16 protein-coding genes and 3 pseudogenes are annotated in these 22,372 nt (G+C 70.3%); 3 read left to right on the top strand and 16 right to left on the bottom strand.

Translation table 11 applies throughout. The features are described 5' to 3' along the window. The 9 genes and pseudogenes from ASC70_RS06455 to ASC70_RS06420 form a co-directional block, all read right to left on the bottom strand. The gene (locus ASC70_RS06455; protein ID WP_056047746.1) at window positions 1-1,515 is read right to left on the bottom strand and encodes a sulfite reductase flavoprotein subunit alpha; all 1,515 of its coding nucleotides are present in this window, start codon (window positions 1,513-1,515) and stop codon (window positions 1-3) included. Next, window positions 1,512-2,504: an FAD:protein FMN transferase gene (locus tag ASC70_RS06450; RefSeq protein ID WP_056047743.1), complete on the bottom strand. Its 993-nt coding sequence runs from the start codon at window positions 2,502-2,504 to the stop codon at window positions 1,512-1,514. The genes ASC70_RS06455 and ASC70_RS06450 overlap by 4 nt, the downstream gene beginning before the upstream one ends. A 130-nt stretch (window positions 2,505-2,634) precedes the next feature. After that, window positions 2,635-3,570 (bottom strand): DUF4198 domain-containing protein, encoded by a 936-nt coding sequence (locus ASC70_RS06445; protein ID WP_056047739.1) that lies wholly within the window; start codon window positions 3,568-3,570, stop codon window positions 2,635-2,637. 10 nt (window positions 3,571-3,580) lie between these two features. After that, window positions 3,581-4,099 carry a DUF2271 domain-containing protein gene (locus tag ASC70_RS06440; protein WP_047407912.1) on the bottom strand — a complete coding sequence of 173 codons (519 nt, stop codon included), beginning with the start codon at window positions 4,097-4,099 and terminating at the stop codon, window positions 3,581-3,583. A gap of 10 nt (window positions 4,100-4,109) precedes the next feature. Next, a complete protein-coding gene (locus ASC70_RS06435) occupies window positions 4,110-4,739 on the bottom strand; it encodes a PepSY-associated TM helix domain-containing protein (protein ID WP_056048484.1) in 630 nt (209 codons plus the stop codon). A 116-nt stretch (window positions 4,740-4,855) separates the two neighbouring features. Next, window positions 4,856-5,872: pseudogene (locus ASC70_RS25495) on the bottom strand (HWE histidine kinase domain-containing protein); the annotation flags it as partial. Window positions 5,873-5,914: 42 nt separating this feature from the next. Further along, window positions 5,915-6,757: pseudogene (locus tag ASC70_RS25490) on the bottom strand (PAS domain-containing protein); the annotation flags it as partial. Window positions 6,758-6,939: 182 nt separating this feature from the next. Continuing rightward, window positions 6,940-7,668 (bottom strand): 2OG-Fe dioxygenase family protein, encoded by a 729-nt coding sequence (locus tag ASC70_RS06425; protein ID WP_056047734.1) that lies wholly within the window; start codon window positions 7,666-7,668, stop codon window positions 6,940-6,942. After that, a complete protein-coding gene (locus ASC70_RS06420) occupies window positions 7,665-8,054 on the bottom strand; it encodes a group III truncated hemoglobin (RefSeq protein WP_056047731.1) in 390 nt (129 codons plus the stop codon). Before ASC70_RS06420 ends, ASC70_RS06425 begins: the two co-directional genes overlap by 4 nt. 96 nt (window positions 8,055-8,150) lie before the next feature. Here ASC70_RS06420 and ASC70_RS24845 point away from each other — a divergent pair. Then, window positions 8,151-8,316, top strand: a pseudogene (locus ASC70_RS24845) (hypothetical protein). 5 nt (window positions 8,317-8,321) lie between these two features. Here the strand turns inward: ASC70_RS24845 and ASC70_RS06415 are convergent. The 4 genes from ASC70_RS06415 to ASC70_RS06400 form a co-directional block, all read right to left on the bottom strand. After that, window positions 8,322-11,153 (bottom strand): glycosyl hydrolase 115 family protein, encoded by a 2,832-nt coding sequence (locus tag ASC70_RS06415; protein ID WP_056047728.1) that lies wholly within the window; start codon window positions 11,151-11,153, stop codon window positions 8,322-8,324. A gap of 161 nt (window positions 11,154-11,314) precedes the next feature. Further along, window positions 11,315-13,234 carry a sialate O-acetylesterase gene (locus tag ASC70_RS06410; protein WP_056047725.1) on the bottom strand — a complete coding sequence of 640 codons (1,920 nt, stop codon included), beginning with the start codon at window positions 13,232-13,234 and terminating at the stop codon, window positions 11,315-11,317. Window positions 13,235-13,390: 156 nt separating this feature from the next. Beyond that, window positions 13,391-15,811 (bottom strand): glycoside hydrolase family 3 N-terminal domain-containing protein, encoded by a 2,421-nt coding sequence (locus ASC70_RS06405; RefSeq protein WP_056047722.1) that lies wholly within the window; start codon window positions 15,809-15,811, stop codon window positions 13,391-13,393. A gap of 108 nt (window positions 15,812-15,919) precedes the next feature. Next, window positions 15,920-16,435, bottom strand: a complete 516-nt coding sequence (locus ASC70_RS06400) for a helix-turn-helix domain-containing protein (protein ID WP_056047719.1) — start codon at window positions 16,433-16,435, stop codon at window positions 15,920-15,922. Window positions 16,436-16,525: 90 nt separating this feature from the next. On the opposite strand from ASC70_RS06400, the gene ASC70_RS06395 reads away from it, so the two are divergent. Next, a complete protein-coding gene (locus ASC70_RS06395; RefSeq protein ID WP_056047715.1) occupies window positions 16,526-17,137 on the top strand; it encodes a dihydrofolate reductase family protein in 612 nt (203 codons plus the stop codon). 13 nt (window positions 17,138-17,150) lie between these two features. Next, entirely contained in the window at window positions 17,151-17,711 is a 561-nt protein-coding gene (locus ASC70_RS06390) for an alpha/beta fold hydrolase (RefSeq protein WP_056047712.1), read from the top strand. A gap of 119 nt (window positions 17,712-17,830) precedes the next feature. Here the strand turns inward: ASC70_RS06390 and ASC70_RS06385 are convergent, their stop codons facing one another. From ASC70_RS06385 to ASC70_RS06375, 3 genes are all read right to left on the bottom strand, one after another. Beyond that, on the bottom strand, window positions 17,831-19,558 hold the full coding sequence (locus ASC70_RS06385; protein ID WP_056047709.1) for a M56 family metallopeptidase: 1,728 nt from the start codon (window positions 19,556-19,558) through the stop codon (window positions 17,831-17,833). Continuing rightward, window positions 19,555-19,929 carry a BlaI/MecI/CopY family transcriptional regulator gene (locus tag ASC70_RS06380; protein WP_047407888.1) on the bottom strand — a complete coding sequence of 125 codons (375 nt, stop codon included), beginning with the start codon at window positions 19,927-19,929 and terminating at the stop codon, window positions 19,555-19,557. Before ASC70_RS06380 ends, ASC70_RS06385 begins: the two co-directional genes overlap by 4 nt. Before the next feature lie 253 nt (window positions 19,930-20,182). Then, window positions 20,183-22,126: a M61 family metallopeptidase gene (locus tag ASC70_RS06375; RefSeq protein WP_082539846.1), complete on the bottom strand. Its 1,944-nt coding sequence runs from the start codon at window positions 22,124-22,126 to the stop codon at window positions 20,183-20,185. Window positions 22,127-22,372: the final 246 nt, after the last annotated feature.

Raw genomic sequence — 22,372 nt, 5'->3', positions numbered from 1 at the left:
TCAGTACACGTCCCGCCGATACCGCCCCTCGTCGGTCAGCCGCTCCACCCCGTCCGCGCCCAAGACCTCGACCAACGCCGCATGGACGTCGCGCGACATCCCCTCCAGCGACCCGCAGACATAGAGCGCCGCGCCGTCGGCCACCCACTGGCGCAGCGCGTCCGCCGCCCCGTGCAGGCGGTGCTGGACATAGACCCGCTCGGCCTGGTCGCGGGAGAAGGCCAGGTCCAAACGCCCGATCACGCCCGAGGCCGTCCAGCCTTCGATCTCGTCGCGATGGAAATGGTCGTGGGCCGCCGTCCGCTCGCCGAACAATAGCCAGTTGCGGTTGGCCCCGTTCACCGCACGCGCCTTCAGGTGGGCGCGCAGGCCGGCCAGGCCCGTGCCCGAGCCGATCAGGATCAGCGGACGCTCGGGCTCCGGAGCATGGAAGCTCCGGTTGGTCCGCACCCGGGCGTCGATCGCCTGGCCGACCTTCGCGAACCGGCACAGCCAGCCCGAGCCCAGGCCCGGCTGACCGCCGGCGCGAGGCATCAGGCGGACGATCAGCTCGACCCCGCCGTCGGCCGGCAGCGAGGCGATCGAGTATTCGCGATGGGGCAGGGCGGTGAGGCGCTCGGCGATCGCTTCGACGGACAGGCCGCGCAGAGCCTCGATCGCGGCGGGTTCGTGCGGCAGACGCAGGCTCGACAGCGTCTCGGCGGCCGCATCCGGCAGGCCCAGCGCGGCGATCAGCGCCTCGACCTCGGCTGGGGCATTGCGCGGGCCGATTTCCAGGATGTCGCCGGCCTCCCAGCTCGCGCCGTCGGCGGGGGTCAGGCGCACATGCCAGGCCTCGCCGCCGGGGCTGCCTGGATTCAGCAGGCGGCGCTCGGCCAGGGTCCAGGGACCATAGGCCGGTCGGCTCCAGTCGGGCGCGTCGGTGACCCCGGTCAGCAGGGCGATCTGGCCCTGCCAGTGGCGCAGGGCCGCCGGGTCGCCGTCGTCAACCTCGACCCGGTCGAACAGCGGCTGGCCGCCGTTCCGCGCCAGCCAGGCGTCCAGGCTCCGGCCGAAGGCGCAGAAGTGGGCATAGGTCGAGTCGCCCAGGGCCAGCACGCCGTAGCGCAGGGCCGAAAGATCGGCGCCGTCCTTCATCACGTCGCGGATGAAGGCGCGGGCCGGGTCGGGAGCGTCGCCTTCGCCGGTGGTGCTGACCACGAACAGGGCGCGGCCGGCGAGGTCGGCGGCGGTGACGGCCGAGAGGTCGCGCAGGGTCACGGGCGTCCCGGCTTCCGACAAGGCCTTGGCGGTGGCGGCGGCCAGCTCCTCGGCGAAGCCGGTCTGACTGGCATAGGCGACCAGCACCGGCTCCCCAGCGCCGCGCGACAGCGCCTCGGCCGCTTGACGAACCGCGCGGCGGCGCAGGGCCTCTCGCAGGGCCATGGCGCCGCAGAACAGGGCGTAGACCCCGGCCACGAGCCCGGCGGCGGCCAAGCGGCGCGCCTCAGGCGAAAGGGCGGACGGGTCGATCATCCGTCCAGCATCGCCTGCAGGGCGGGCGACAGGCGCTCGTCCAAACCATCCGCCGACCGGCTGACGATCAACGCCGCCAGGTCGTGCCCGGCGGCGAAGGCCAGGGCGTCGTCGGGGGCGATGACGGTCAGGGCCGTGGCCCAGGCGTCGGCGCTCATGCAGTCCTTGGCCAGGACCGTGACGCTGACGGTCGGGTTGGTGGTCGGAGCGCCGGTGGCCGGATCCAGGGTGTGGGCGTAGCGGCGGCCGGCGTGGTCGAAGAACCGGCGATAGTCGCCCGAAGTGGCGACCGAGAGATCATGCAGGGCGACGACGGTGACGTCTCCGCCGCTAGCCGTCGGCGGCCGCTCCAGCTCGACCCACCACGGCTGGCCGTCGGGCTTGGCGCCGGTCCCGCGCAGCTCGCCGCCGACCTCGACCAGATAGCTCTTCACGCCGGCGCGATCGAGCGCGGCGGCGGCCTGGTCGACCCCGAAGCCCTTGGCGATCCCATTGAGGTCCAAGCTCAGCCCGCCAGGCTGCAACAGGGCGTCGCCGTCCAGGACCAGGCGCTTCCAGCCGTTGGCGTCACGCAGGGATGCGATGGTCTCGGCGGTCGGCGGTTGGCCGGAAAAGGGGGCGGGGCCGAAGCCCCAGAGATCGGTCAGGGGGCCGAGGGTCGGGTCGAAGGCCCCGTGGCTGGCCTCGGCGACCTCGATCGCGCGGCGCAGGACGGTCAGGATCGCGGTAGGCAGTGAGGTCCAGCTTCCCGGCGCGGCGCGGTTGTAGCGGGACAGGTGCGACAGCGGCTCCCAGGGACTCATTTGGGCGACGACCGTGTCGAGGGCGCGCTGGACCATGGCCTCGAGCGCCGGCAGATCGGTGGTGGCCGGCAGCACCGCCTTGACCGACCAGGTCGTGCCCATGGTCGCGCCGCCGAACGCGCGCACGCTCCCGCCGACGGGGCGGGCGGGCGGCGTGGTCAGGGCGGGGACAAGGACGCGGGGCATCTTTTCACAACAGAAGCTGTCATCCCGGCCGTAGCGCAGCGGAGAGCCGGGACCACGGCAAGCGCGGCGCTTCCGGCGGTCCCGGCTCGGCGCGCTTCGCGCTTGGCCGGGATGACAGCTTCTATGGTCCTTACGGCAGCTGGGCTTCGATCACGGCGGTGTAGCTGGCGCTGTAGCCGTCGCCGGCCAGCGGCTGGGCTGGGCCTTGGGGACCGCGACCACCTTCACCGCCGCCCGGAGCGCCCGGACCACCCATGCCAGGCATTCCGCCCATCGCGCCTGGCGGCGGCGGGCCGCCGCGGCCGGTCTCGCCGGTGCGGTAGCTGGCGCTGATCCACCACAGGCCGGCTTGCGGCAGGGTGACCTTGAAGGCGCCGTCGGGGCCGGTCTTGGCCTTGAGCTCGGCGGACGGCTTGCCCGACCAGTGCTCGTAGCCGCGCATCAGGGTGACCTCGAGATCGGCGGCCGGCTTGCCGTCCAGCAGCAGCTTGAAGGTCGCCGGCTCGGCGGCGACTACGTCGGATGGGTGGGTCACCGGGACCAGTTCCAGGCCCTGGCCGGTCGGCTTCAGCGCGCCGTCGGTGGGCTTATCGCGGGTGACGAAGGTCTCGCTGCGGGCCAGCGTTCGGATGGTCTTGAGGTCGGCCGCGCCGGCCGGGACCTGCTTGGCGAAGTCCTCGCCGCTGCCGCGGAAGCGCTTGACCTCGCCGTTCTCGGTGTAGCTGGCCATCACCGAAGTCGAGACCGAGGCGATCTTGTAGGTGCCAGGCTTGGTCAGCTGGACGTCGAAGGTCGAGCGGAACTTGCCCATCGCGGGGCTCTGCGGCTGGACCGACTGGCCGTCGGCGTCGAGCACCTGGATCGACTCGATGCGCAGCGGACGCAGGTCGGGGAAGTAGAGTTCGTCGGAGCTGGCGGCGTCGACCGTCACCCAGGCGTTGGCGCCCGAGAGGGTGGTGGTGGACGGCAGCACCCAGCTGCGCGCGGCCTGGGCGGCCGCCGGCGCGAGCACCGCCGCACCGAGGGCGGCGGCGGCGGCGAGCAGGCGCGTCTTGAGACCCTTCATGATCCCCTCCTCACTTCACGGCGACGGTGACGGCGCCCAGCTCGGCGGCGCCCTTGGCGGTCGCCGGCTTGCCAGGTTTGCCCCAGGTGAAGGGCACGCGGACGGCTTCGTGGCCGCCGGCCTCGCGGGCGGCCTCGACGACCAGGGTGTACTGGCCGGGCTTGAGGTCCTTCAGGGGACCCTTGGCGCCGCTGAACGTCACCTTCTGCGGGCCCGGCGCGTGGGTGGCGCCGGTGACGCCGTCGGCGGGGATGGTCATTTCGCGGCCGGCCTTGCGCCACCACAGGCGCATGTCCTTCAGCCACTTCTCGTGGTTGGGCTTGAACCAGACCGACAGGGTGCCGGCGGCGGAGGAGTCGGCCGGGTTCTCGATCCAGACCGCCACGAACGGGGCGTGGTATTCGGCGACCGACAGCTTGGGGATGTCGAAGGTCACGTTGAGATCGGCGGCCATGGCCGGCGTGGCGATGGCGGAGCCGGCGCCAATGGCCGCGCCAGCGAAGGTCAGGAAGGAGATCGAACGCTTCACGGTGTCTGCCTCAGAGGTGGACGAACAGGATGACGAGAATGACGGGCGCGGCCAGGCCCAGCCCGACCAGCGGCCAGGTCAGCGGCCGGGCGCGGGCGTGGAACTGCAGCAGGATCAGGCCGGTGACCGCGAAGACCATGCAGGCGCCGGCGAAGATGTCGATGAACCAGCCCCAGGCCTTGCCGGCGTTGCGGCCCTTGTGCAGGTCGTTGAGCAGGGAGATCGCGCCGCGCGTGGTCTTCTCGTGCTCGACGGCGCCGGTCGCGCGGTCGATCGAGACCCAGGCGTCGCCGCCCGGACGGGCCAGGGCGACATAGACCTCGTCGGCCGACCACTCGCCCTCGCGCCCGGCGACCTCGGCCCCGACGGCCTTGTCGAGGAACGGCTCCAGCGGGACGGGCAGGGGGCGCTTGCCTTCTTCCGGACCCTTGGCCAGCAGGGCCAGCAGGTCGGGCGGCAGGGTCGCCTTGCGCGACACCACCACAGGCTTGGCCTCGATCTGGCTGGCGTGGTTCAGGGTGAAGCCGGTGATCGCGAACAGCAGCATGCCGATCAGCGACAGGGCCGCGCTGATCCAGTGCCACTGGTGCAGCTGCTTCAGCCAGAACGAACGGCGGTGCTGATCGGCGGCGGATTTCACGGGCGTCTGGCGAACCTTGGCGGCGGGACGCTCGTCCATACTTGAGAACGAATTGCAATATCAAGCCAGAAGGCGCGATCCGGGCCCAGCTGGCGTCTTTTCGGTCACGTAAGGGGCTAGCGGGGGAGGACCTGTCCCGCCGCGGGCGGCAGGCCGCGCGCCAAGGCCCCCAGCAACGCGCTGGCGGCCACCGGCTTGCGCAGGATCGGACCGCCGTCGACGTCGGGCTCCTGGTAGCCGGTCAGATAGACGAACGGGATGCGGCGGCCCGTCAGGGCCTCGGCGACCGGGGTGATCGAGCGACCACCCAGATTGACGTCCAGGACGGCGCGGTCGATCGGCTGGCCGGCCATCAGGTCCAGGGCCTCCTCGATCGTGCCGGCGGGGCCGACGACCTTGGCGCCGGCCTCGGTCAGCACGCGGGTCAGCTCCATGGCCACCACCGCCTCGTCCTCGACGATCAGCACGCGCTGGTCGCGCAAGGCCGGGCTCTCCTCGGCCGCCAGGCCGGGGCGATAGGCGGGGGCGCTTTCGGCCAGGCGGGACTGCGCGCCCTTCAGGATGTCGAGCCTGACCTTCAGGCCCTGCGGGCGCCAGATCAGCTCGACGCGGGCGCCGGCCTGCTTGACCGCGCTCTCGATCAGGGTCGAGCCGAAGCCGCGCCGGGCCGGCGGCGTCACCGGCGCGCCGGCGTCCTCGCGCCAGATCAGGTTCAGCACGCCGTCGGCGCCCCATGACCAGATGACCGCCAGCCGCCCCAGAGGTCGCGACAGCGCGCCGTACTTGCTGGCGTTGGTGGCCAGCTCGTGGATCACCAGGGCCAGGGACTGGGCCGCCTGGGCGTCGATCAGCACCGGCGGGCCGTCGATCAGCACCTGCTCGACGCCGTCGCCGCCATAGGGGTCCAGCTCCAGCTGCAGCAGGTCGTGCAGGTCGACGCCGGTCCAGCGGGCGGTCGACAGCAGGCTGTGGGCGCGCGCCAGCGAACCGATGCGGCCCGACAGGGCCTGGACATACTGGTCCTTGTTCTCGAACGGGGTCAGCTGGGCCAGCGACTGGACCACGGCCAGCACGTTCTTGGCCCGGTGGTCGACCTCGCGGATCAGCAGGCGCTCGGTCTCTTCCGCCCGCTGCAAGGCGATGTCCGAGCGGGCGCGCTCGCGGGCCGTCCAGATCAGCTCGGCGACGTCGGCGACGAAGGCGATCTCGTCGGGCGTGAAGGCGCGCGGCGCGTCGTGGGCGACGAACAGGTACGACGCCAGCACGCCGGCCTTGACCAGCGAGACGGTCACGAAGGCCCGCACCCCGATCGCGGCGTAGGCCTCCAGCGCTTCGGGCGCGTTGGTGCGCTCGTCCAGCGCCACGTCGCCGATGACGATGGTGACGCCCGCCCGCTGGTCGGCGCTCATCGAGGGACCGAAGTCCTCGAGGCGGAACCGCTGGCCCTTGAGCCGCGCGACCCCGGACTCGGCGCGACCGTCGTCGGCGACGATGTCGGCGATGTCGCTGTCGCCGTCCATCTCGCCATAGCCGGCGCGGGCGACGTTCAACTGCTCGGCCAGCATGCGGGCGGCGGTCTGGGCGATGGCGTCGGGATCGGCCTCGTCCCGCAGCGTCTGCCCCAAGTCCAGCAGGGCCGCCCGCCGCCGTTCGCCGGCCAGCATCCGCCCCAGCTCCACCTCGGCCGTCTTGCGGTCGGAAATGTCGGTGACCAGGACGTAGTAGCCGGGGATCTCGCCGTCCCGGGCGAAGTCGGGCACGTACTGCGCCTCGATGTGGCGGACGCCCGCCTGCTGGTAGTCGACCTGGCCTTCGAAGGTGACGCTCTCGCCCGCCAGGGCGCGGCGGACATGCGGGCGCAGGCGGCCGTAGGCGGCCTCGCCCAGCACCTCGAGCAGGGTTTTGCCCTCGATTTCCGAGCGGTCGACTCCGAACCAGCGTTCATAGGCGCGGTTGACGAAGCGGTAGCGCTCCTCGCGATCGACATAGCTGATCAGGATCGGCACCGCGTCCGCCATCGCGCTGGAAAACACCGCGCGGCGCTCCAGGGGCGGATAGGGCGGCAGGGCTTGATCGTCTCGAGACATGCGTGACGGACGCTCAGTCCTACTGGAAGGTCGAACCTCACCGTCGCACGCCGTGATCACGGTCCAAATGGTTAAGGCGTGAGGCAAACGGTCGCAGCAACCGGTGGGCGAGCTTACCCGGCGGCGGCGGGTTCCTCGCGCCTGTAGGTCACCACCAGCACGTCGCGGACGGCCGGCCCGGCGGGGTCCAGCGGCCGGATCGGGGTCACGCCGTGCAGTACGCGGTGGTCGTCCAGGAACACCGCGTCGCCCGACGCGGTCAGGGTGAACGAGCCCAGGCTGGTTCCGTCCGGGGCGAAGATGTCGGTGACGCCGCTGTCGACGTTCTGGCGGTCCACCAGCATGACGATCACCCAGTCGACGCCGTCGCGGTGCGCGCCCTCGGGCGTGGGCTGACCCTCCTCGCCGGCGCGCGCCTCGATGCGGAACTGGTGTAGCTCGACGTGCCAGGCGGCGGGCGGCAGGGCGCTGATCGAATGGAACAGCTCGAGCCCGGCGCGGAGGATGCCCCGGGTCACCGGGTGGTCGGCGATCGTGTCGGTGACCGGCTCGAACCAGCGCTGCACGCCGCCGTTCAGCGGGTTGTAGTCGCGGCTCTGCCAGTGCGGTTGATGCGGCTTGCGCTCGACGGCGCCGGGCGAGGCCGCGAAGGCCGCGAACCGCCGCCGGCGATAGCGGCCGCCGTCGGCCATGAAGCCGTCCACGGGCAGGTCGTTCCAGCTGTCGGCGAAGCTGGCCCAGGCGGCGTCGGCGGGGCCGAGCAGGGCGCGGGTCTCCTGGCCCTCGAAACGGACGAAGCCGTGGTCGGCCAGCGCCTCCCGGGCGCGTTCGGGGGCGCTCAAGCCACCGCTCCGGGCTTGAAGAACAAACCCAGCTTCAGGCTGGCGGCGATGCGCTCGGCCTTCTGGCCGACGATCGCCGCGCGGGGGGCGTCGAACAGCTCGACGCAGGTCTGGTGGAACAGGTTCAGCCACGGCGTGAACAGGCCCTCGGTCAGCCCCTCGACGCCCTGGTGGGCGACCATCGGCTGGCCCTTGTAGCGGCCGGTGGTGTTCAGCACCGACGACCAGAAGTCTTTCAAGGTCGCCAGGTGCGCGGGCCAGCCCTCGGGTCCCACGGCCTTCTCGAAGATCGGCCCCAGGCGGTGGTGCCGGCGGACGCGCGCGTAGAAGGTCTCGACCAGCAGATCGATCTCTTCGTCGGTGAACTGGGGAGGTGGAACGGCCATGCTCGGTACATGGGCCTTCCGATGGCGCGACTGAACCCCCGAGGCGATCAAGATTGGCTTCGGATTCTTACTTAGTGGGGAGGTTTCCTTCTCCCCTTGCGGGAGAAGGTGTCGGCGAAGCCGACGGATGAGGGGTCGATAGTCCTGTCGGCTTGGCGCCCGGCGTCAGCCGCTGATCGCGGCGGTTCCTTTCTTCAACCCCTCACCCGACCCGCTTCGCGGGCCACCCTCTCCCGCAAGGGGAGAGGGGATCGGAGGCTAGGCTCTCTACCTTGCCCGGACGCTCTCCGGCGGTCCCAGATAACTCGCCGGGACCGGGCCGCGCGACAGCATCAGGCGCTCGAACACCAGGCCCGGATCCACCCGCCACAGCCGCACGCGGTGCGGGCCGGCCGAGGGTACGGAGAGGCGCGTGGTTGTCGAACGGACGTTGTCGGCCACCGCCTTGTCCCAGGCCTTGTTCGAGCGGTCGGGCTGGCTGTTGACCACCACCGGCGCGGCGTCGTCGATCGAGACGGCGTAGGCCAGGCCTTGGCCGCCCCGGAAGTCCAGCGTCGGGGCGACGAGCACGGTGAGATCGATTGGGCCGGCCGCCTCGAAGTCGACCAGATAGTCCAGCGACGGCGCGCTGGAACCGGGCTTGGAACTCGGCGCGGTCGAGGGATAGCTGGTCACGCCCGACAGGGTGCGGCCCAGGTTCGGGATGGTCTTCCAGGTCACGCCCTGACCGCCGATCGCGGCGGCGTGGTGCTCGGCCTCGATCGCGGCCAGGCCGCCGGCCTCGACGAACGCGCCCTTGGCGGGTTTGCGGGCTGGGTTGTCGACCACCGCCGTGATCGAGAACGCATTCCGAAGGCCCTGGATGGTGATGGGCGCACGGCTCAAGCCCTTGGGCGCCCTGGCCCAGTCGACCGAGACCTCCAACCTGGTGTCGCCGTTCGCATCGGGCTGGCCTTGCGCGATTTTGAGCCAAGGCGCGTCGGCGGACACCTCGAAGACCGTCGGCTGGAAGCCCGCGTCGAAGACGTCGATCCAGCGCGACGGCGCTCCGAAGCGATGGATCACCGGCAGCTCGGCCCTGTCCGTGACCGCCGTTTCGGTCCCCTCGATCGCCACGCCGATCACGGGCAACGGCGCGCGGGGCAGGCTGGGCAGTTCGACGGCCGGCATGATGTTGCGGTCGGGCTGTTGCCAGCCCGTGTAGCCGATGTGGGTCTGGTCCATCATGTGAACCCACTTGCCGCCCTCGATCGCGTCGTGCTGGCGGGTCAGTTCGGCGTCATGGTCGAACAGGGCCTTGACCCGCTCGGCCTGTGCGTAGGCCGCCTTGAGCCGCCTTTGGCGCGTGTAGAGCTTGTTGCGGCCGGCGGCGATGTACAGATGGTTCAGGTTGGCGCTGGCCTTCACCGGGAACCAGACCAGCTGGAAGAAGGCGCTGTCCTGGTCCTTCGGGATCGCGGCGCGGACGGCGTCGGCGCGACGCTCCAGGTCGGCCCATTCGGCCTCGACCCGCTCGGCCTCGCGGAAGTTCGTCAGGCTGAAGGTCTCGGGCGAGAGCAGTTCCGGCTTACGCCGGCTGTTCAGCTTGGTGTAGCCATCCAGCAGGGCGGCGATCTCGGTCGCGCGCTCGGGGCCGAACTGCTGGGCGGCCCAGCCCTTAGTGTAGGCCGGCAGCTTTTCGACCGGGATCGCGGCCGGGTTCCAGGCGTAGTCGAGGAAGAACTCGATCGGCAGTTCCATCGGCTTCAGGTCGCCGACATTGACGATCCACAGCCGGTCGGCGCCGTATTCGGCGGCCAGCTTCATCTGCTCCCAGGTGCGCTCGATCTGGTTGGTGTTCAGCCACTTGTAGTTCCGCGGCCCGCCCACATAGTCGAAGTGGTAGTAGACGCCGTAGCCGCCCGGCCGGGTCTTGCCCGGTTCCGGCAGCCGGCGGATGTCGCCCCAATTGTCGTCGGCGAACAGCAGGGTGACGTCGTCCGGGACCCGCATGCCGGCGTCGTAATAGTCCTGCACCTCCTTATAGAGCGCCCAGACCTGTGGGGTCTCGCTCGCGGGCTTGCCAGTCACCTCGCCGATGATCTTGCGCTGGTCAGCGACGATGGTCTCCAAGAGCTTGGTGGCCGTGCCCTCGCTCATCGGCTCGTCGCCGTCGCCGCGCATGCCGACCGTGACCAGGCTCTCCTTCACGCCCATGCGGGTCACGCCCTCGCGCCAGAACTGGCGGAGCTTTTCGGGGTTCTTGTTGTAGTCCCAGGGACCCTGGCCGTAGCGCTCCCACTCGACATGGGCGCGGCTCATCGGCTCGTGGTGCGAGGTCCCCAGCACGACGCCCATCTCGTCGGCCAGGGGCGCGCTCAGCGGGTCGTCGTCATAGATCGACTTGCCCCACATGGCTGGCCACAGGAAGTCGCCCTTCAGCCGCAGGATCAGCTCGAACACCCGCTCGTAGAAGACGTGGTTCAGCCCGCCGAACTTGGCGCGGGCCCAGCCGCCCAGGGCCGGGTCCTCGTCGTTCAGGAAGATGCCGCGGTACTTGACCGACGGCTTCTGGACGTTCGTACCGGGGGCCACGAAGACGTCGGCGTGCTTGGAGACCGGCACGTCGGCCCACCATGTCCAGGGCGAGACGCCGGCCCGCTCGGACAGGTCATAGGCTCCGAAGATCGTGCCGCGCTTGTCGGCCCCGGCGATGACCAGGGCGCGGGCGACGCCCGGACGCGGGTTCTCGACCACCTGCTGGACGAAGCCCTCCCACTGGCCCTTGACCTTGGAGACATCCAGCTTGCCCGAGGCGACCAGGGCGTCGATGGCGGCGCTTTTGCCCAGGGTGCCGACGATGACGACGGGCGCGTCCTTGGCGGGGGTCGCTCCCGACAGCGCGGCGAGGTCGGCGCGCAGGCCTTGGATGGCGCGGATGGCGCCGGGGAAATCGGTCGGGTCGTACTCCACCCGCGCCGGCTTGCCGCCGGCGATCAGCGGGAAGGCGTCGGCGCTGGGCGAGAGGGTGACAGCGGCCGGCTCGGCGGCGTGGGCGAGGACGGGGGCGGCGAGGGCCAAGCCGGCGGCGAGCGCGAGGGCCACCATCGCCATGCCCATGCCCAAACCCCGACCTCCCCGGCGAACGCCGGGGTCCAGATCGAACCCACGAATGCTTGCCTGTCTGAAACGGCCAATGGGCGCGAACACCCCAAACTCTCCGGATGAATCTGGGCCCCGGCGTTCGCCGGGGAGGTCGGGATATTTGGACCTGAAGGGCACTACTTCACCTCCGCCTCGAACGGCCCCGCCGGCAGGCCCGAGGCGTCGAACAGGTTGAAGGTCGGGCTGTCGGCCCAGGCGAAGCGGACCTTCGTGGCCATTGAGGTCCCGGTCCCGCTCAGCACCACGGTGTTCCCCTCGATCCGCCCGTCGGCCCAGCGGCAGGCGGTGTCGCAAAGTTCGAAGCCGATCACCCGATCCGAGCCCCGCGTCACCAGGCGCCCGCCGACCTGGGCGAAGCTGACCACGACGGTGTCGCCAACCCGCTTGGCCGCGACGACCTCGGGTCCGGTGGTCACCGCCTCGCCGGCGACGCGGCGGGCGGCCAGGGCCAGGCGGCGGCCGACCTCCTGCTTGTTGGCCGGGTGGATGTCGAACGGGTCGCCGATGTCGTGGGTGACCGCCAGCCCGACGTGGCCATCGGCGGCCACGGCGCGGCGCTGGGCGTCGCGCAGGGCGGCGGTCGGGGCGGGAAGGCCGGGCTTGTCGGCGAAGTCGCCATAGTCGGCCAACTGCACGACCAGGGCCGGCATGTCGGGCGCCTGGCCCTCGCGGCGCTCGGCCATCAGGGCTCGCAGCAGCGGGGCGTAGGTCTTGTCGCGGCCGACATTGGTCTCGCCCTGGTACCAGGCGAAGCCGGCGAAGGCGTACGGGCCCATCGGGGCCAGCATGCCGTTGTACAGCGTCGAGACCCCGGCCAGGGTGTCCCAAGGCGAACGCGGCGGCTCGGCCCCGGTCTTCGGCTCGATGCGATAGGTCCAGGCGGTCAGCGGCAGGCGCGTCCCGTCGGCCAGGGTCAGGGCGCGCTTGGCCGGATCGCCGTACATCCCGCCATTGGCCCAGGTGTCGTAGGCCGCCACGACGATGCTGTTCTTGCCGGGCCTTAGCGCACCAGCCGCCAGCGGATAGGCGCGGTCGAGCCAAGCGCCCGAGGTCGCGCCGATCCCGACGCCATTGACATAGGTGGTGTCCATCTCGTCGACCTGGCCCACGCCCAGGGTCGCGGCCTGCTTGGCCTGAGCCTTGGTCAGGGTGACCTCGGTCTTGAACCAGACGACGCCGTTGAAGGCGGCCAGGGCCGGCACGCCCCAGCGCTCCCAGACGCCCAGGCCTTCGGGCGCGGGCGTCCAAGAGCCGGCGCCGGTCCAGGGGGCGATCGGGCTCTCGCCGGTATGGCGACCGCCCCACCAGCTTTTCATCGTCTCGCCCCAGATCCGGTTGGCGGCGACGGGATCCTTCAACGAAAGGTTCAGGGTCTCGATGGCGATGTCGTAGCCGCCGACCTGGCGCAGGGCCTTGGGCGTCATCCAGGCCTCGATGCCCGACCCGCCCCACGAGGCGTGGACCAGGCCCATCGGCACGTCGCGGGTCTTCTGCAGCTCGCGGGCGAAATAGAAACAGGCGGCTGAGAACGATCCAACGGTGTCCTTGTTGGTGGGCTTCCAGACCGGCGGTTTCTTGAAGTCGGCGGCGGGGGCGCGGGCGTCGGCCTTTTCGATCGTGGCCATGCGGAGGGTGTCGCTGGGCGCGCCGTTGTTGATCTGGTTCCAGGCGTCGCCGGCGGCGCTGACCTGCATCTCCATGTTCGACTGGCCCGAGCATAGCCAAACGTCGCCGACCAGGACGTCGCTGACGCTCTGGCTGGCCGAGCCGGCGGCGGCGGTCAGCGTGTAGGGGCCGCCGGCTGGCTTGGCGGGAAAGTCGACCCGCCAGGCGCCATCGGGGCCGGCCTGGGCGCTCAGGGTCTGGCCGGCGAAGGTGGCGGTGACCGTCTCGCCGGGCTTGGCGGTTCCGAAGACAGGCAGCGGACGATCGCGCTGGACCACGGCGTGGTCGGCGAACAGGCCGTTCAGCAAGGGCTGGGCGGTGGCTGGCGCCGCGATGAGGGCGGCCAGCAGGAACGGCGCGAGACGACGCATGGGGAGTCCTCCAACGGCCGCCTTCGGACGGCTCTATCTTTGAAACTAGCGTGTCATCCCGGCCGCAGCGAAGCGAAGAGCCGGGACCGCGGCAAGCTCGGCGCTTGCGGCGGTCCCGGGTCGGCTATGCCGCCCGGGATGACAGGATGTGATGCGCTAAGCCACCGTCAGCGTCGCCTTCTTCAGGTCCACCGAGTTCGGGCCGACCAGAATCGAGAAGTCGCCCGGCTCGACCACGCGCTTCATGTCCAGGTTCCACATCCACAGGTCCGACGGCTTGATCTCGAAGGTCACCGTGGTCTTGGCCCCTGGCGCGAGGGTGACGCGCTTGAAGTGCTTCAGCTCCAGCACCGGACGGGTCACCGAGGCGGCCTCGTCGTGGATGTAGAGCTGGACCACTTCATCGCCGGCGAGCTTGCCGGTGTTGACGACATCGATCTCGACCTTGGTGCTCTCGCCTTGGCCGATCCTGGCCTTGGCCAGGCGCGGGGCCGAGATGTCGAAGGTGGTGTACGACAGGCCGAAGCCGAACGGATACAGCGGGCTGGTGTCGCCCCCCAGATAGCCGCGGCGGGCGGTGGGCTTGCGGTTGTAGTAGATCGGCAGCTGGCCGACGTCGCGGGCGATGCTGACCGGCAGCTTACCGCCCGGATTGGCGCGGCCGAACAGGATGTCTGCGGCGGCGTTGCCGGTCTCCTGACCCAGGTACCAGCCCTCGATGATGGCGTCGGCGCGCTGGGCCAGCAGGTTGATCGACAGCGGGCGGCCGTTCAGCAGGAACACCACCGTCGGCTTGCCCAGGTCGAAGATCGCCTTGGCGAGATCGTTCTGCTGGCCGATCAGGTCCAGGCTGTCGCGGTCGCCCAAGTGGTTGTCGGCCCAGGCTTCGCGGCTGGTCTGCTCGTTGTCGCCCAGCACCATGAGCACCACGTCGGCATTCTTGGCGACCTCGACGGCCTCGGCGATCAGCTTGGCGTTGACGGCCGGGTCGACGAACTTGACCTCGTCCTGCGCCCAGATGCGCTTCTCGGTGATCCGCACGGCCTCGGCGTAGTCGAGCTGGAAGCCCTGGGCCTTGGCCTCGGCGGTCAGGCCCTCGTGCAGCGACACCACGTGACGCGGGACGTCGGAATAGCCGCCGATCGGGGTGTCCTTGGCGTGAGTGCCCAGCAAGGCCAGGCGCTTTATCTTCTTGCCGTCCAGCGGCAGCAGGCTCTTGTCGTTCTTCAGCAGGACGACGGCCTTGCGGGCGGCCTCGCGGGCCAGGGCCACGGCGTCCGGCGTAGCGGTCTTGGCGTCGGCGGTCTTCTCGTCGCAATAGGGGTTTTCGAAGAAGCCGCCTTCGAACTTCATCGTCAGCACGCGGGCGACGGCGGCGTCGACCTCGAACTGCGGGATGCGGCCGGCCTTCACCAGCTCGGGGATCAGGGCGTAGGCCTCGCCGTCCGGCAGCTCGACATCGACGCCGGCGTGCAGGGCCATCACCGCCGTGTCGCCCAGGTCGTTGGTCAGCTTGTGGCGGGCGATCAGCTCCTTGATCGCGAAATAGTCGCTCTGCACCGAGCCCTTGTAGCCCCACTCCTCGCGCAGGATCTTGGTCAGCAGCCAGTGGTTGGCGTGCGAGGGGACGCCGTCGATCTCGTTGTACGACGGCATCACCGAGCGGACCGGCAGCTCGGTCACCGCGCGCTCGAACGGCGGGAAGAAGTTCTCGCGCAAGGTGCGCTCGGCGATCTGGGCCGGGCCGACATTGGTGCCGTTCTCGGGCTGGCCGTGGCCGGTCATGTGCTTGAGGGTGGCGAAGACCTTGTCCTTGGCCAGCGGCAGGGTCGCGCCCTGGAAGCCCCGGATCGCCGCCAGGCCCATTTCGGCGCAGACGTGCGGGTCCTCGCCATAGGTCTCTTCGATACGTCCCCAGCGCGGATCGCGGGCCACGTCGACCACGGGGGCCAGGGCCATGTTCGAGCCCCGGGCGCGCATCTCGCGGGCGGCGACGCTGAAGATCTTCTCGGCCAATTCGGGATCGAAGGTCGAGGCCAGGGCGATGGCTTGCGGGAAGCTGGTGGCGTCGCGGGCCACGTAGCCGTGCAGGGCCTCGTCGTGCATCAGCAGCGGGATGCCCAGGCGCGTCTTCTCGACGGCCCACTTCTGGGCGGCGTTGGTATATTTGGCGGTCTGCGGGGCGTTGCGGCCGATCGAGCCGTCCTCGGCCCCGGCGGCGGCGCCCACCACGGTGGCGGGCTTCAGGCCCCGGCGGTCGGTGGGGCGCGAGATCTGGCCCAGGCCGTTGGGGAAGTTCTTGCTGGCCTCCTCGGGCGAGAAGTCGCCTTCCGGCGTCTGGATCTTGGCCTTGGTCAGCCAGATGCCGATCAGCTGGGCGGCCTTTTCTTCCAGCGTCATGCGGCCCAGCAGGTCCTGGACACGGGCGTCGATCGGCTGGGTCGGATCCTTGTAGAGCGGCTTGTCGCCAGCCTTCTTCGGCGCCTTGTCGGCGGCGAACGAAGCACCAGGCAGGGCGGCGGCCGAAAGGGCGGCGAGGCTCGCGCCGAACAGGCGGCGGGTAATGGTCGTGGTCATGGCGTTTCCCCGAGGCTTGCGCACAGTGCTGGCGGCTCTCAGGGGCCGCCGTTGCCTGGCACTATGCGGGCGGTTGTCAGACCACTCAAGCCATAAATGGTACCGGTCTCATTTCTGACCTTCGGAGCAGGCGGCCTCGTAGGCCTCACGCAACTGGCGGAACACGGTCAGGCCTTCGGGCGGGGCTGGCGCGCCCAGGTGCTGGACCCGCAGCTCGTCCATCAATCGCGACCACAGCTCCGGCCCGCCGTCCTCCAGCAGCTCGGCGCGGATGGCCAGTTCGCGCGTCACCGGCATGTACCTGCGGCCCCAGGCCCCCATCACCGCCAGCATCGGCACCAGCTGAATGGCCTTCTCGGTCAGGCTATAGGTCACCTTCTGCTTGTGGCTGGGGTCCTCGGCCTTGGACAGCAGGCCGTTCTCGACCAGCGCCTTCAGGCGGCTGGCCAGGATGTTGGAGGCGATGCCCTCCTGCGATCCCGCCATCAGCTCGCGGAAGTGGCGGCGGTTCCCGAACATGATGTCGCGAATGACGATCAGGCTCCACCGGTCGCCCAGCGCCTCCAGGGTCAGGTTGATCGGGCAACCCGACCTCTGTTCGTCCGCCTTCGGGTGGGGGGGCAAAACCGCGTCCTCGCAAAAACCAGTTGCAGAATACAATCAGTCGTGCAGGATACAACCAGTTTCAAATTGCAATCGGTTTTGGAGGCCGACATGGGCAAGGTTCGCGTTCGTAATTTCAGCATCTCCCTGGACGGCTTCGCGGCCGGTCCGGACCAGTCGCTCGACAACCCGCTGGGCGTCGGCGGTGAAGACCTGCATCAGTGGGCCTTCGCGCCGGAGATGGACCCGGTCGACAAGCGCTTCGCCGACGCCATCACCGACGGGATTGGGGCGTGGGTGATGGGCCGCAACATGTTCGGCCCGGTGCGCGGCGACTGGCCGGACTTCGACTGGAAGGGCTGGTGGGGTCCGAACCCGCCGTACCACTCGCCGGTGTTCGTGCTGACCCATCACGCGCGGCCGTCGTTCGAGATGGAGGGCGGCAACAGCTTCCACTTCGTCACCGACGGCGCGCTGGCGGCGTTGGAGCAGGCCAAGGCGGCGGCCGGCGAGCAGGACGTCGGGATCGGCGGCGGGGCCTCGACTGTGCGTCAGTACCTGACGGCGGGCCTGATCGACGAGCTGCACCTGGTGGTCGCGCCGATCGTGCTGGGCTCGGGCGAACCGCTGCTGGCCGGTCTGGACCTGCCGGCGCTAGGCTATGAGATGGCGGGCTACGTCCCGTCGTCGCGGGCGGCGCATATGATGCTGCGCAAGGTCTAGGGAGGAGGTCGCCATGACGACGCAGGTTCTCTTCATCCAGGGCGGCGGCGCGGGCACGTACGACGACTGGGACAGCAAGCTGGTCGACAGCCTGAAGCGCGAACTGGGCCCCGACTACGAGGTCCGCTATCCGCGCATGCCCGACGAGGGTGATCCCGGTTTTGACCGGTGGGTCACGGCGCTCGAGGAAGAGCTCGGCAAGCTGGACGACGGCGCCGTCCTGGTCGGCCATTCCTTCGGCGGGACGGTCATAGCCCTGGGGCTTTCCCGGGAGCCGCCCGTCCGGCCGCTGGCCGGGGTCTTCCTGATCGCGCCGCCGTTCTTCGGCGAAGGCGGCTGGGCCAGCGAGGAGGTCGCGTTCGGCGCCGACCTCGGTGCGAAACTTCCGTCGGCGACACCGGTGCGCCTCTATCAGGGCGACCAGGACGCCGACGTGCCGCCCGAACATCTCGACCTCTATGCGAAGGCGATTCCGCAAGCGGTGGCGCGCAAACTCGCGGGGCGCGATCACCAGCTGAACGATGACCTGTCCGAAGCGGCGGCCGATATCCGGGCGTTGGCTGGGCGGGTCTAACGCTCTCTGTCATCCCGGCCGCAGCGAAGCGGAGAGCCGGGACCGCAACAGGCTCAGAGTTTTCGGCGGTCCCGGATAGCCTCTCCGAGGCTTCCGGGATGACAGGATATTGGCGGGACCTAGCTCGGCTCGCGAGCCCGCTCGGCCAGCCGATCGGCCTGGCGCTCCAGGTGCTCGGCCTGGGTCGGCAAGCGGTTGGAGAGCTCCAGCAGCTCGGCGTCGGTGACGGTCTGGCCGCGCGCGCGGTTCTCGGCGATCTGCTTGGCGCGATAGGCCGGATCGCGCAGGCGGGCGGCTTCGGCGCGCATCTCGCGGGCCCCATTGCGCATCTGGTCGGCGCCGTCGGCCATCTGGGCGCGCGCCCGGACCATTTCCCGCGCCGCGCGCTGGCGAGCGCGTTCGCCCTCGGCTCTGGCGCGTTCGCCTTCGGCCCTGGCCCGTTCACCTTCGCGCCGGGCGCGGTCGCCTTCCATGCGGGCGCGTTGAGCTTCGATGCGGGCCTGGTCGCCGGCCCGGCGGGCGATCTCGGCCTGGGCGCGCGCCTCCTCGCCACGGCGGCGAGCCTCCTGGATGTGGGCGCGGACTTCCTCGGCCTCGGCCCGCGCTTCTTCGGCCTGGGCTCGAGCGTCTTCGGCGTGGGCGCGGGCTTCGTCGGCGGCGCGGATCTCCTCCGGGGTGGGGGCTCGGAAGCTGTTGTGGATGTGGACGTGGCTGCCGGCGCGCGGCGGCGGCGGAGGGGGCGGGGCTGGAGGCGCCGGCGGAGCCGGCGGGGCGCGGAAGGCGGGCGGCGCGGGCGGGGCCGGTGGCAGGGGCGGCGCGGGCGGAGCGCCCATCGCGGCCGGCGGCGGCGGCGGAGCTGGCGGCGGAGGCGGCGCGACCCAGTCCTGGCGCGTCACGGCCAGGGCGGCCAGCGGCGTAGCCACGGCGGCCAGGGCGAGGACGGTGAGGGCGACCGTCAGGGGACGGCGGCGCGCGGACGTGTTCGTCATGATGCAGGCGATCCTTGTCTTCAGGGTCCGGCTGTCGGCGGCCATGGCGATGGCGACGCCCGAAGCGGGATGAGCGATGGGATGGGCGGCCAGGCGAACCAGGGCGCGGGCGTAGAGGGTGCGGTCGACGCTCTCGAGCGCGGCCGCGTCGGCGGCCTCTTCCGAGCGGTCGATCAGGGCGGCTTGCAGGCGCCAGACCAGCGGGTTGAACCAGAACAGCGCCAGGGCCAGCCGCGACAGGATCAGGAACACCCAGTCATGGCGGCGCAGGTGGGCCAGCTCGTGCGCCAGGATGGCGGGCGCGGCGCGGCCGTCGGCGACGCTGGCCGGGTCGAGGACGATATGGCCGGGCGCGACGCCCCAGCTGATCGGACCGGCCAGGCGGTCGCTGGACACCAGGTTGGGACGGTCGGCGGGGGCCAGGCGGTCCAGCGTGTCCAGCCAGTCGGCCCGGGTCACCGCATCGCCCTTGCGGGTCCAGCGGTCCAGGGTGCGCAGCCCCAGGGCCAGGCGTCCGGCGATGGCGACGACCCCGAGCAGCCACAGGGTCCCGACGATGCGGGTCGGCGCGCGCCAGGACGCGGCGTCCGAGGTGTCGGGAATGGCGGCCGGTCCGGCTTCGCCCGTCATCGCCGCAGCCGGAAGCGCCGGGTCAGGCGCGAGGGCGGGCAGCAGCGCCAGGTCCAGGGTCGGCAGCAGGGCGGTGACGATGGGCAGAGCCAGCAGCAGACAGACCGTGGCCCGCAGGATGTCCGCCCGGTCGGCGGGGCGCTGAGCCAGGAAGCGGGCGCAGGCGAGACCCGCGCCGGCGATCAGGCTGGACTTGGCCAACAGAGAGGCGAGGACGATCCAGCTCATGGTTTGCGCTCCACGGCCTTGTCGATGACCCGCTCCAGGGCGGCGGCCTCCTCGGGCGTGAGGCGTTGGCCAAGGCCCAGTAGGGCGGTGGCGGCGCTGGCGGCCGAGCCGGCGAAGAAGGTGTCGATCATCCGCCGCAGGGCGCCGGCGGCGACTGCCTCGGTCTGCTGGGCGGGGCGATACAGGAAACCGTCGGGGCCAGCCGTGCGCTCGACCAGGCCCTTGGCCTCCAGCCGCGCCAGCATGGTGCGGACGGCGGAGTCGCTGAGCGGGTCGGACAGGGCGTTGCGGACGCCGGCGGTGGTGCTGGCCTCCAGCCGGCACAGCGCTTCGAACACCTCGCGTTCGCGTCTGGGCAGGGATTCGATCACGACGGTCTCCGCGCGGCTGTTGACGCTACAGGTGTAGCGCTACATGCGTAGCGGATCTAGTGAACTCGCCGTAATCCGTGAGCCTGAGGTCCCGGCGTAAAAAAGGGCCCGCCTTTGGGAGAGGGAGCGGGCCCTTTTTCGGTACGCGTTCAGAGGGTTTGAACAGGCGGAAAGCTGACACAAGTGTCGGCTTCCCGCCCTTCCGCATTTCGTCGCAGGCCGCGAACCGCTCGCAACCTGCGCGCGAATGTCGCTATTTGCGCGGCGTCAGAATGTCGTCCAGGCGGCTGGGAACGCCGGCGACCTTCTCCAGGCGCGGGTAGCGCAGGCCGCCGCGATAGTCGATCTTGACCATCTTGTAGCGGCTGCCGTCCTTGAGCAGCAGCTCGACCAGTTGGCCGTCCGGCTTGGAGGCCGCGGTGACCGCCGCCTTCAGCTTGTCGCCGTCGAAGGCCTCGCCGTTGACCGCCACGACCGTCAGGCCCTGGGTCAGGCCGGCCTTGAACGCCGGACCGCCCCACTGCACGTCGGTCAGCACGCCGTCCGAACCCACCGTCAGGCCCAGCGAGTAGCTGAGCGGGGTGTTCTTGGCCTTGGTCTCGGCCGACTTCATGAACTCGGTCGGGGTGTCGGTATAGACCAGCTTGTAGCCGCCGCGCGCCAGGCCATCCAGCGGGCCCTTCTCCTGGACCTCCTGGATACGGGTCTTCAGGAAGCTGGCCCAGTCATAGGCGTAGACGCCGTTCAGCGTGTCGACCACGGTCTCGAACGTGTAGGTGTGCGGCACGTACGAGCCGTTGTCGACGCCGAAGAAGGCCTTGGCGAAGTCGTCCAGCGACTTCTTGCCGCCGGTCTTCTCGCGGATCAGGGTGTCGGCGTCGAGCCAGACCAGCAGGCCTTCGGAATAGTAGTCCTCGCTGCGCTGCCAGCTGAGCCACGACAGCGGCTTGCGGTTGGCGATGATCGGGTCGTTGGTGGTGTCCTGCACCGGACGCCAGTCGCGGCCGCGGCGGTTGTCGTAGAGCGCGGCGGTGGCGGCGATCGAGTCCATGGCCTGTTGCTTGGTCAGCAGGCCCGAGCGGGCGGCCAGGACGTTGCCCCAGTACTGGGTCTGGCCCTCGTAGACCCACATCATGCTGTCGCGCATCGGCACGTTCAGGTTCGGGGTCCACAGGTCGGCGGCGCGACGGAACTTGCCGTTCCACGAGTGGGTGTATTCGTGGCTGAGCAGGTCGCGGCCGACGAAGTTCTTGTCCCACTCGGTGAAGTATTTCGGCGCGACCCGGTTTTCCGAAGAGCGATGGTGCTCCAGGCCGATGCCGCCCAGGTTGTCGGACATCGCCACCAGGAAGTCGTAGTGGTCGTAGTGGTGCGAGCCGTACAGCTTGTAGGCCTGCTGGACGAGGTCCTTGTGGATCTGGATCTGCTCGGGCTTGGCTTCCAGATATTCGGGACGGTCGGCGACCAGGTTCAGGCGCACCGGGGCCGGGCCGGTCGGATCCAGGTCGATCGACTTGAAGTACTTGCCGGCGAAGATCGGCGAGTCGACCAGGGTCTCGACCGTGGTGGTCTTGAAGGTCGTGACCGGGCCGTCGGTCTTGGCCGTCTCCAAGGCGGTGGCCAGCTTCCAGCCGTCCGGCAGCTTGACGCTGGCCTCGATCGGGATCTGGCGAGTGTAGTAGCCGGCCGGGTACATCGTCACCTGCAGCCATTGCAGGTTCAGCATCTCGGGCGTGACCTCGATGCGGCCGACCTTGCCCTCGACGGCGGTCAGGAACTGGTAGCTGATCTGCAGCTCGGTGACGCCGGCCGGGACGTCGACGTGGAAGGCGCTGACCTCGACCACGTCACGCACCCACGGAATGCGCTTGCCGTTGGCCGTGACCACCAGGCCGGCCAGCTTGTCGAGATCGTTGCGCGGCGAGTGGCCGCCCGGGACCCACTGGGGATACAGGAACACGAAGTCGCCGGCCTTGTTGACCGGCATGGTCGTGGTGACGTTCCAGATCTTGCGGTCCAGGTCGGTGGCGTCGACGGTGAGCTTCAGCGTCCCGGCATAGGGGACGTCGCGCGGGGCCGCGATCGGCGGGGTGGGCGGGGCCGACTCCGGCAGCGGCTGCGTTTGAGCCAGGGCCGCGGTCGCGACCAGGGACAGGACGGAGACGGAGAAGAACAGCGCTTTCACGAAACACCCCAATGCGGCGCGCGGGCGTGCCTCCCGCGGCGAGAAGTCGGGATGTTTGTGGCGTTAACCCCGGCTTGTCGAGGGCAAGTTGGCCTCGACAAGCAGAACATGGGTACAGGGACGACTTTTCGTTTCAGCCCCGAAACTTAGCGACCGATCGGCAACCCGAAATAGATGCTCCCCCGCGAGCGGGGGAGCTGTCGCGGAGCGACTGAGGGGGCAAGCGCCGATTTAAGCCGAGCTGGCCCCCTCCGGCCC

The organism is Caulobacter sp. Root343 (assembly GCF_001425745.1).
In the GTDB taxonomy this organism is placed as follows: Bacteria; Pseudomonadota; Alphaproteobacteria; order Caulobacterales; family Caulobacteraceae; genus Caulobacter.
This window is presented reverse-complemented; position numbering and strand designations above follow the sequence as displayed.

Excerpts from the sequence above, each read along its gene's own strand:
- ASC70_RS06390 (WP_056047712.1), top strand. The coding sequence starts at position 17,151 with ATGACGACGCAGGTTCTCTTCATCCAGGGCGGCGGCGCGGGCACGTAC.
- ASC70_RS06395 (WP_056047715.1), top strand. The coding sequence starts at position 16,526 with ATGGGCAAGGTTCGCGTTCGTAATTTCAGCATCTCCCTGGACGGCTTC.
- ASC70_RS06385 (WP_056047709.1), bottom strand. The coding sequence starts at position 19,558 with ATGAGCTGGATCGTCCTCGCCTCTCTGTTGGCCAAGTCCAGCCTGATC.
- ASC70_RS06420 (WP_056047731.1), bottom strand. The coding sequence starts at position 8,054 with ATGGCCGTTCCACCTCCCCAGTTCACCGACGAAGAGATCGATCTGCTG.
- ASC70_RS06445 (WP_056047739.1), bottom strand. The coding sequence starts at position 3,570 with ATGAAGGGTCTCAAGACGCGCCTGCTCGCCGCCGCCGCCGCCCTCGGT.
- ASC70_RS06415 (WP_056047728.1), bottom strand. The coding sequence starts at position 11,153 with ATGGGCATGGCGATGGTGGCCCTCGCGCTCGCCGCCGGCTTGGCCCTC.
- ASC70_RS06450 (WP_056047743.1), bottom strand. The coding sequence starts at position 2,504 with ATGCCCCGCGTCCTTGTCCCCGCCCTGACCACGCCGCCCGCCCGCCCC.
- ASC70_RS06455 (WP_056047746.1), bottom strand. The coding sequence starts at position 1,515 with ATGATCGACCCGTCCGCCCTTTCGCCTGAGGCGCGCCGCTTGGCCGCC.
- ASC70_RS06405 (WP_056047722.1), bottom strand. The coding sequence starts at position 15,811 with ATGACCACGACCATTACCCGCCGCCTGTTCGGCGCGAGCCTCGCCGCC.
- ASC70_RS06410 (WP_056047725.1), bottom strand. The coding sequence starts at position 13,234 with ATGCGTCGTCTCGCGCCGTTCCTGCTGGCCGCCCTCATCGCGGCGCCA.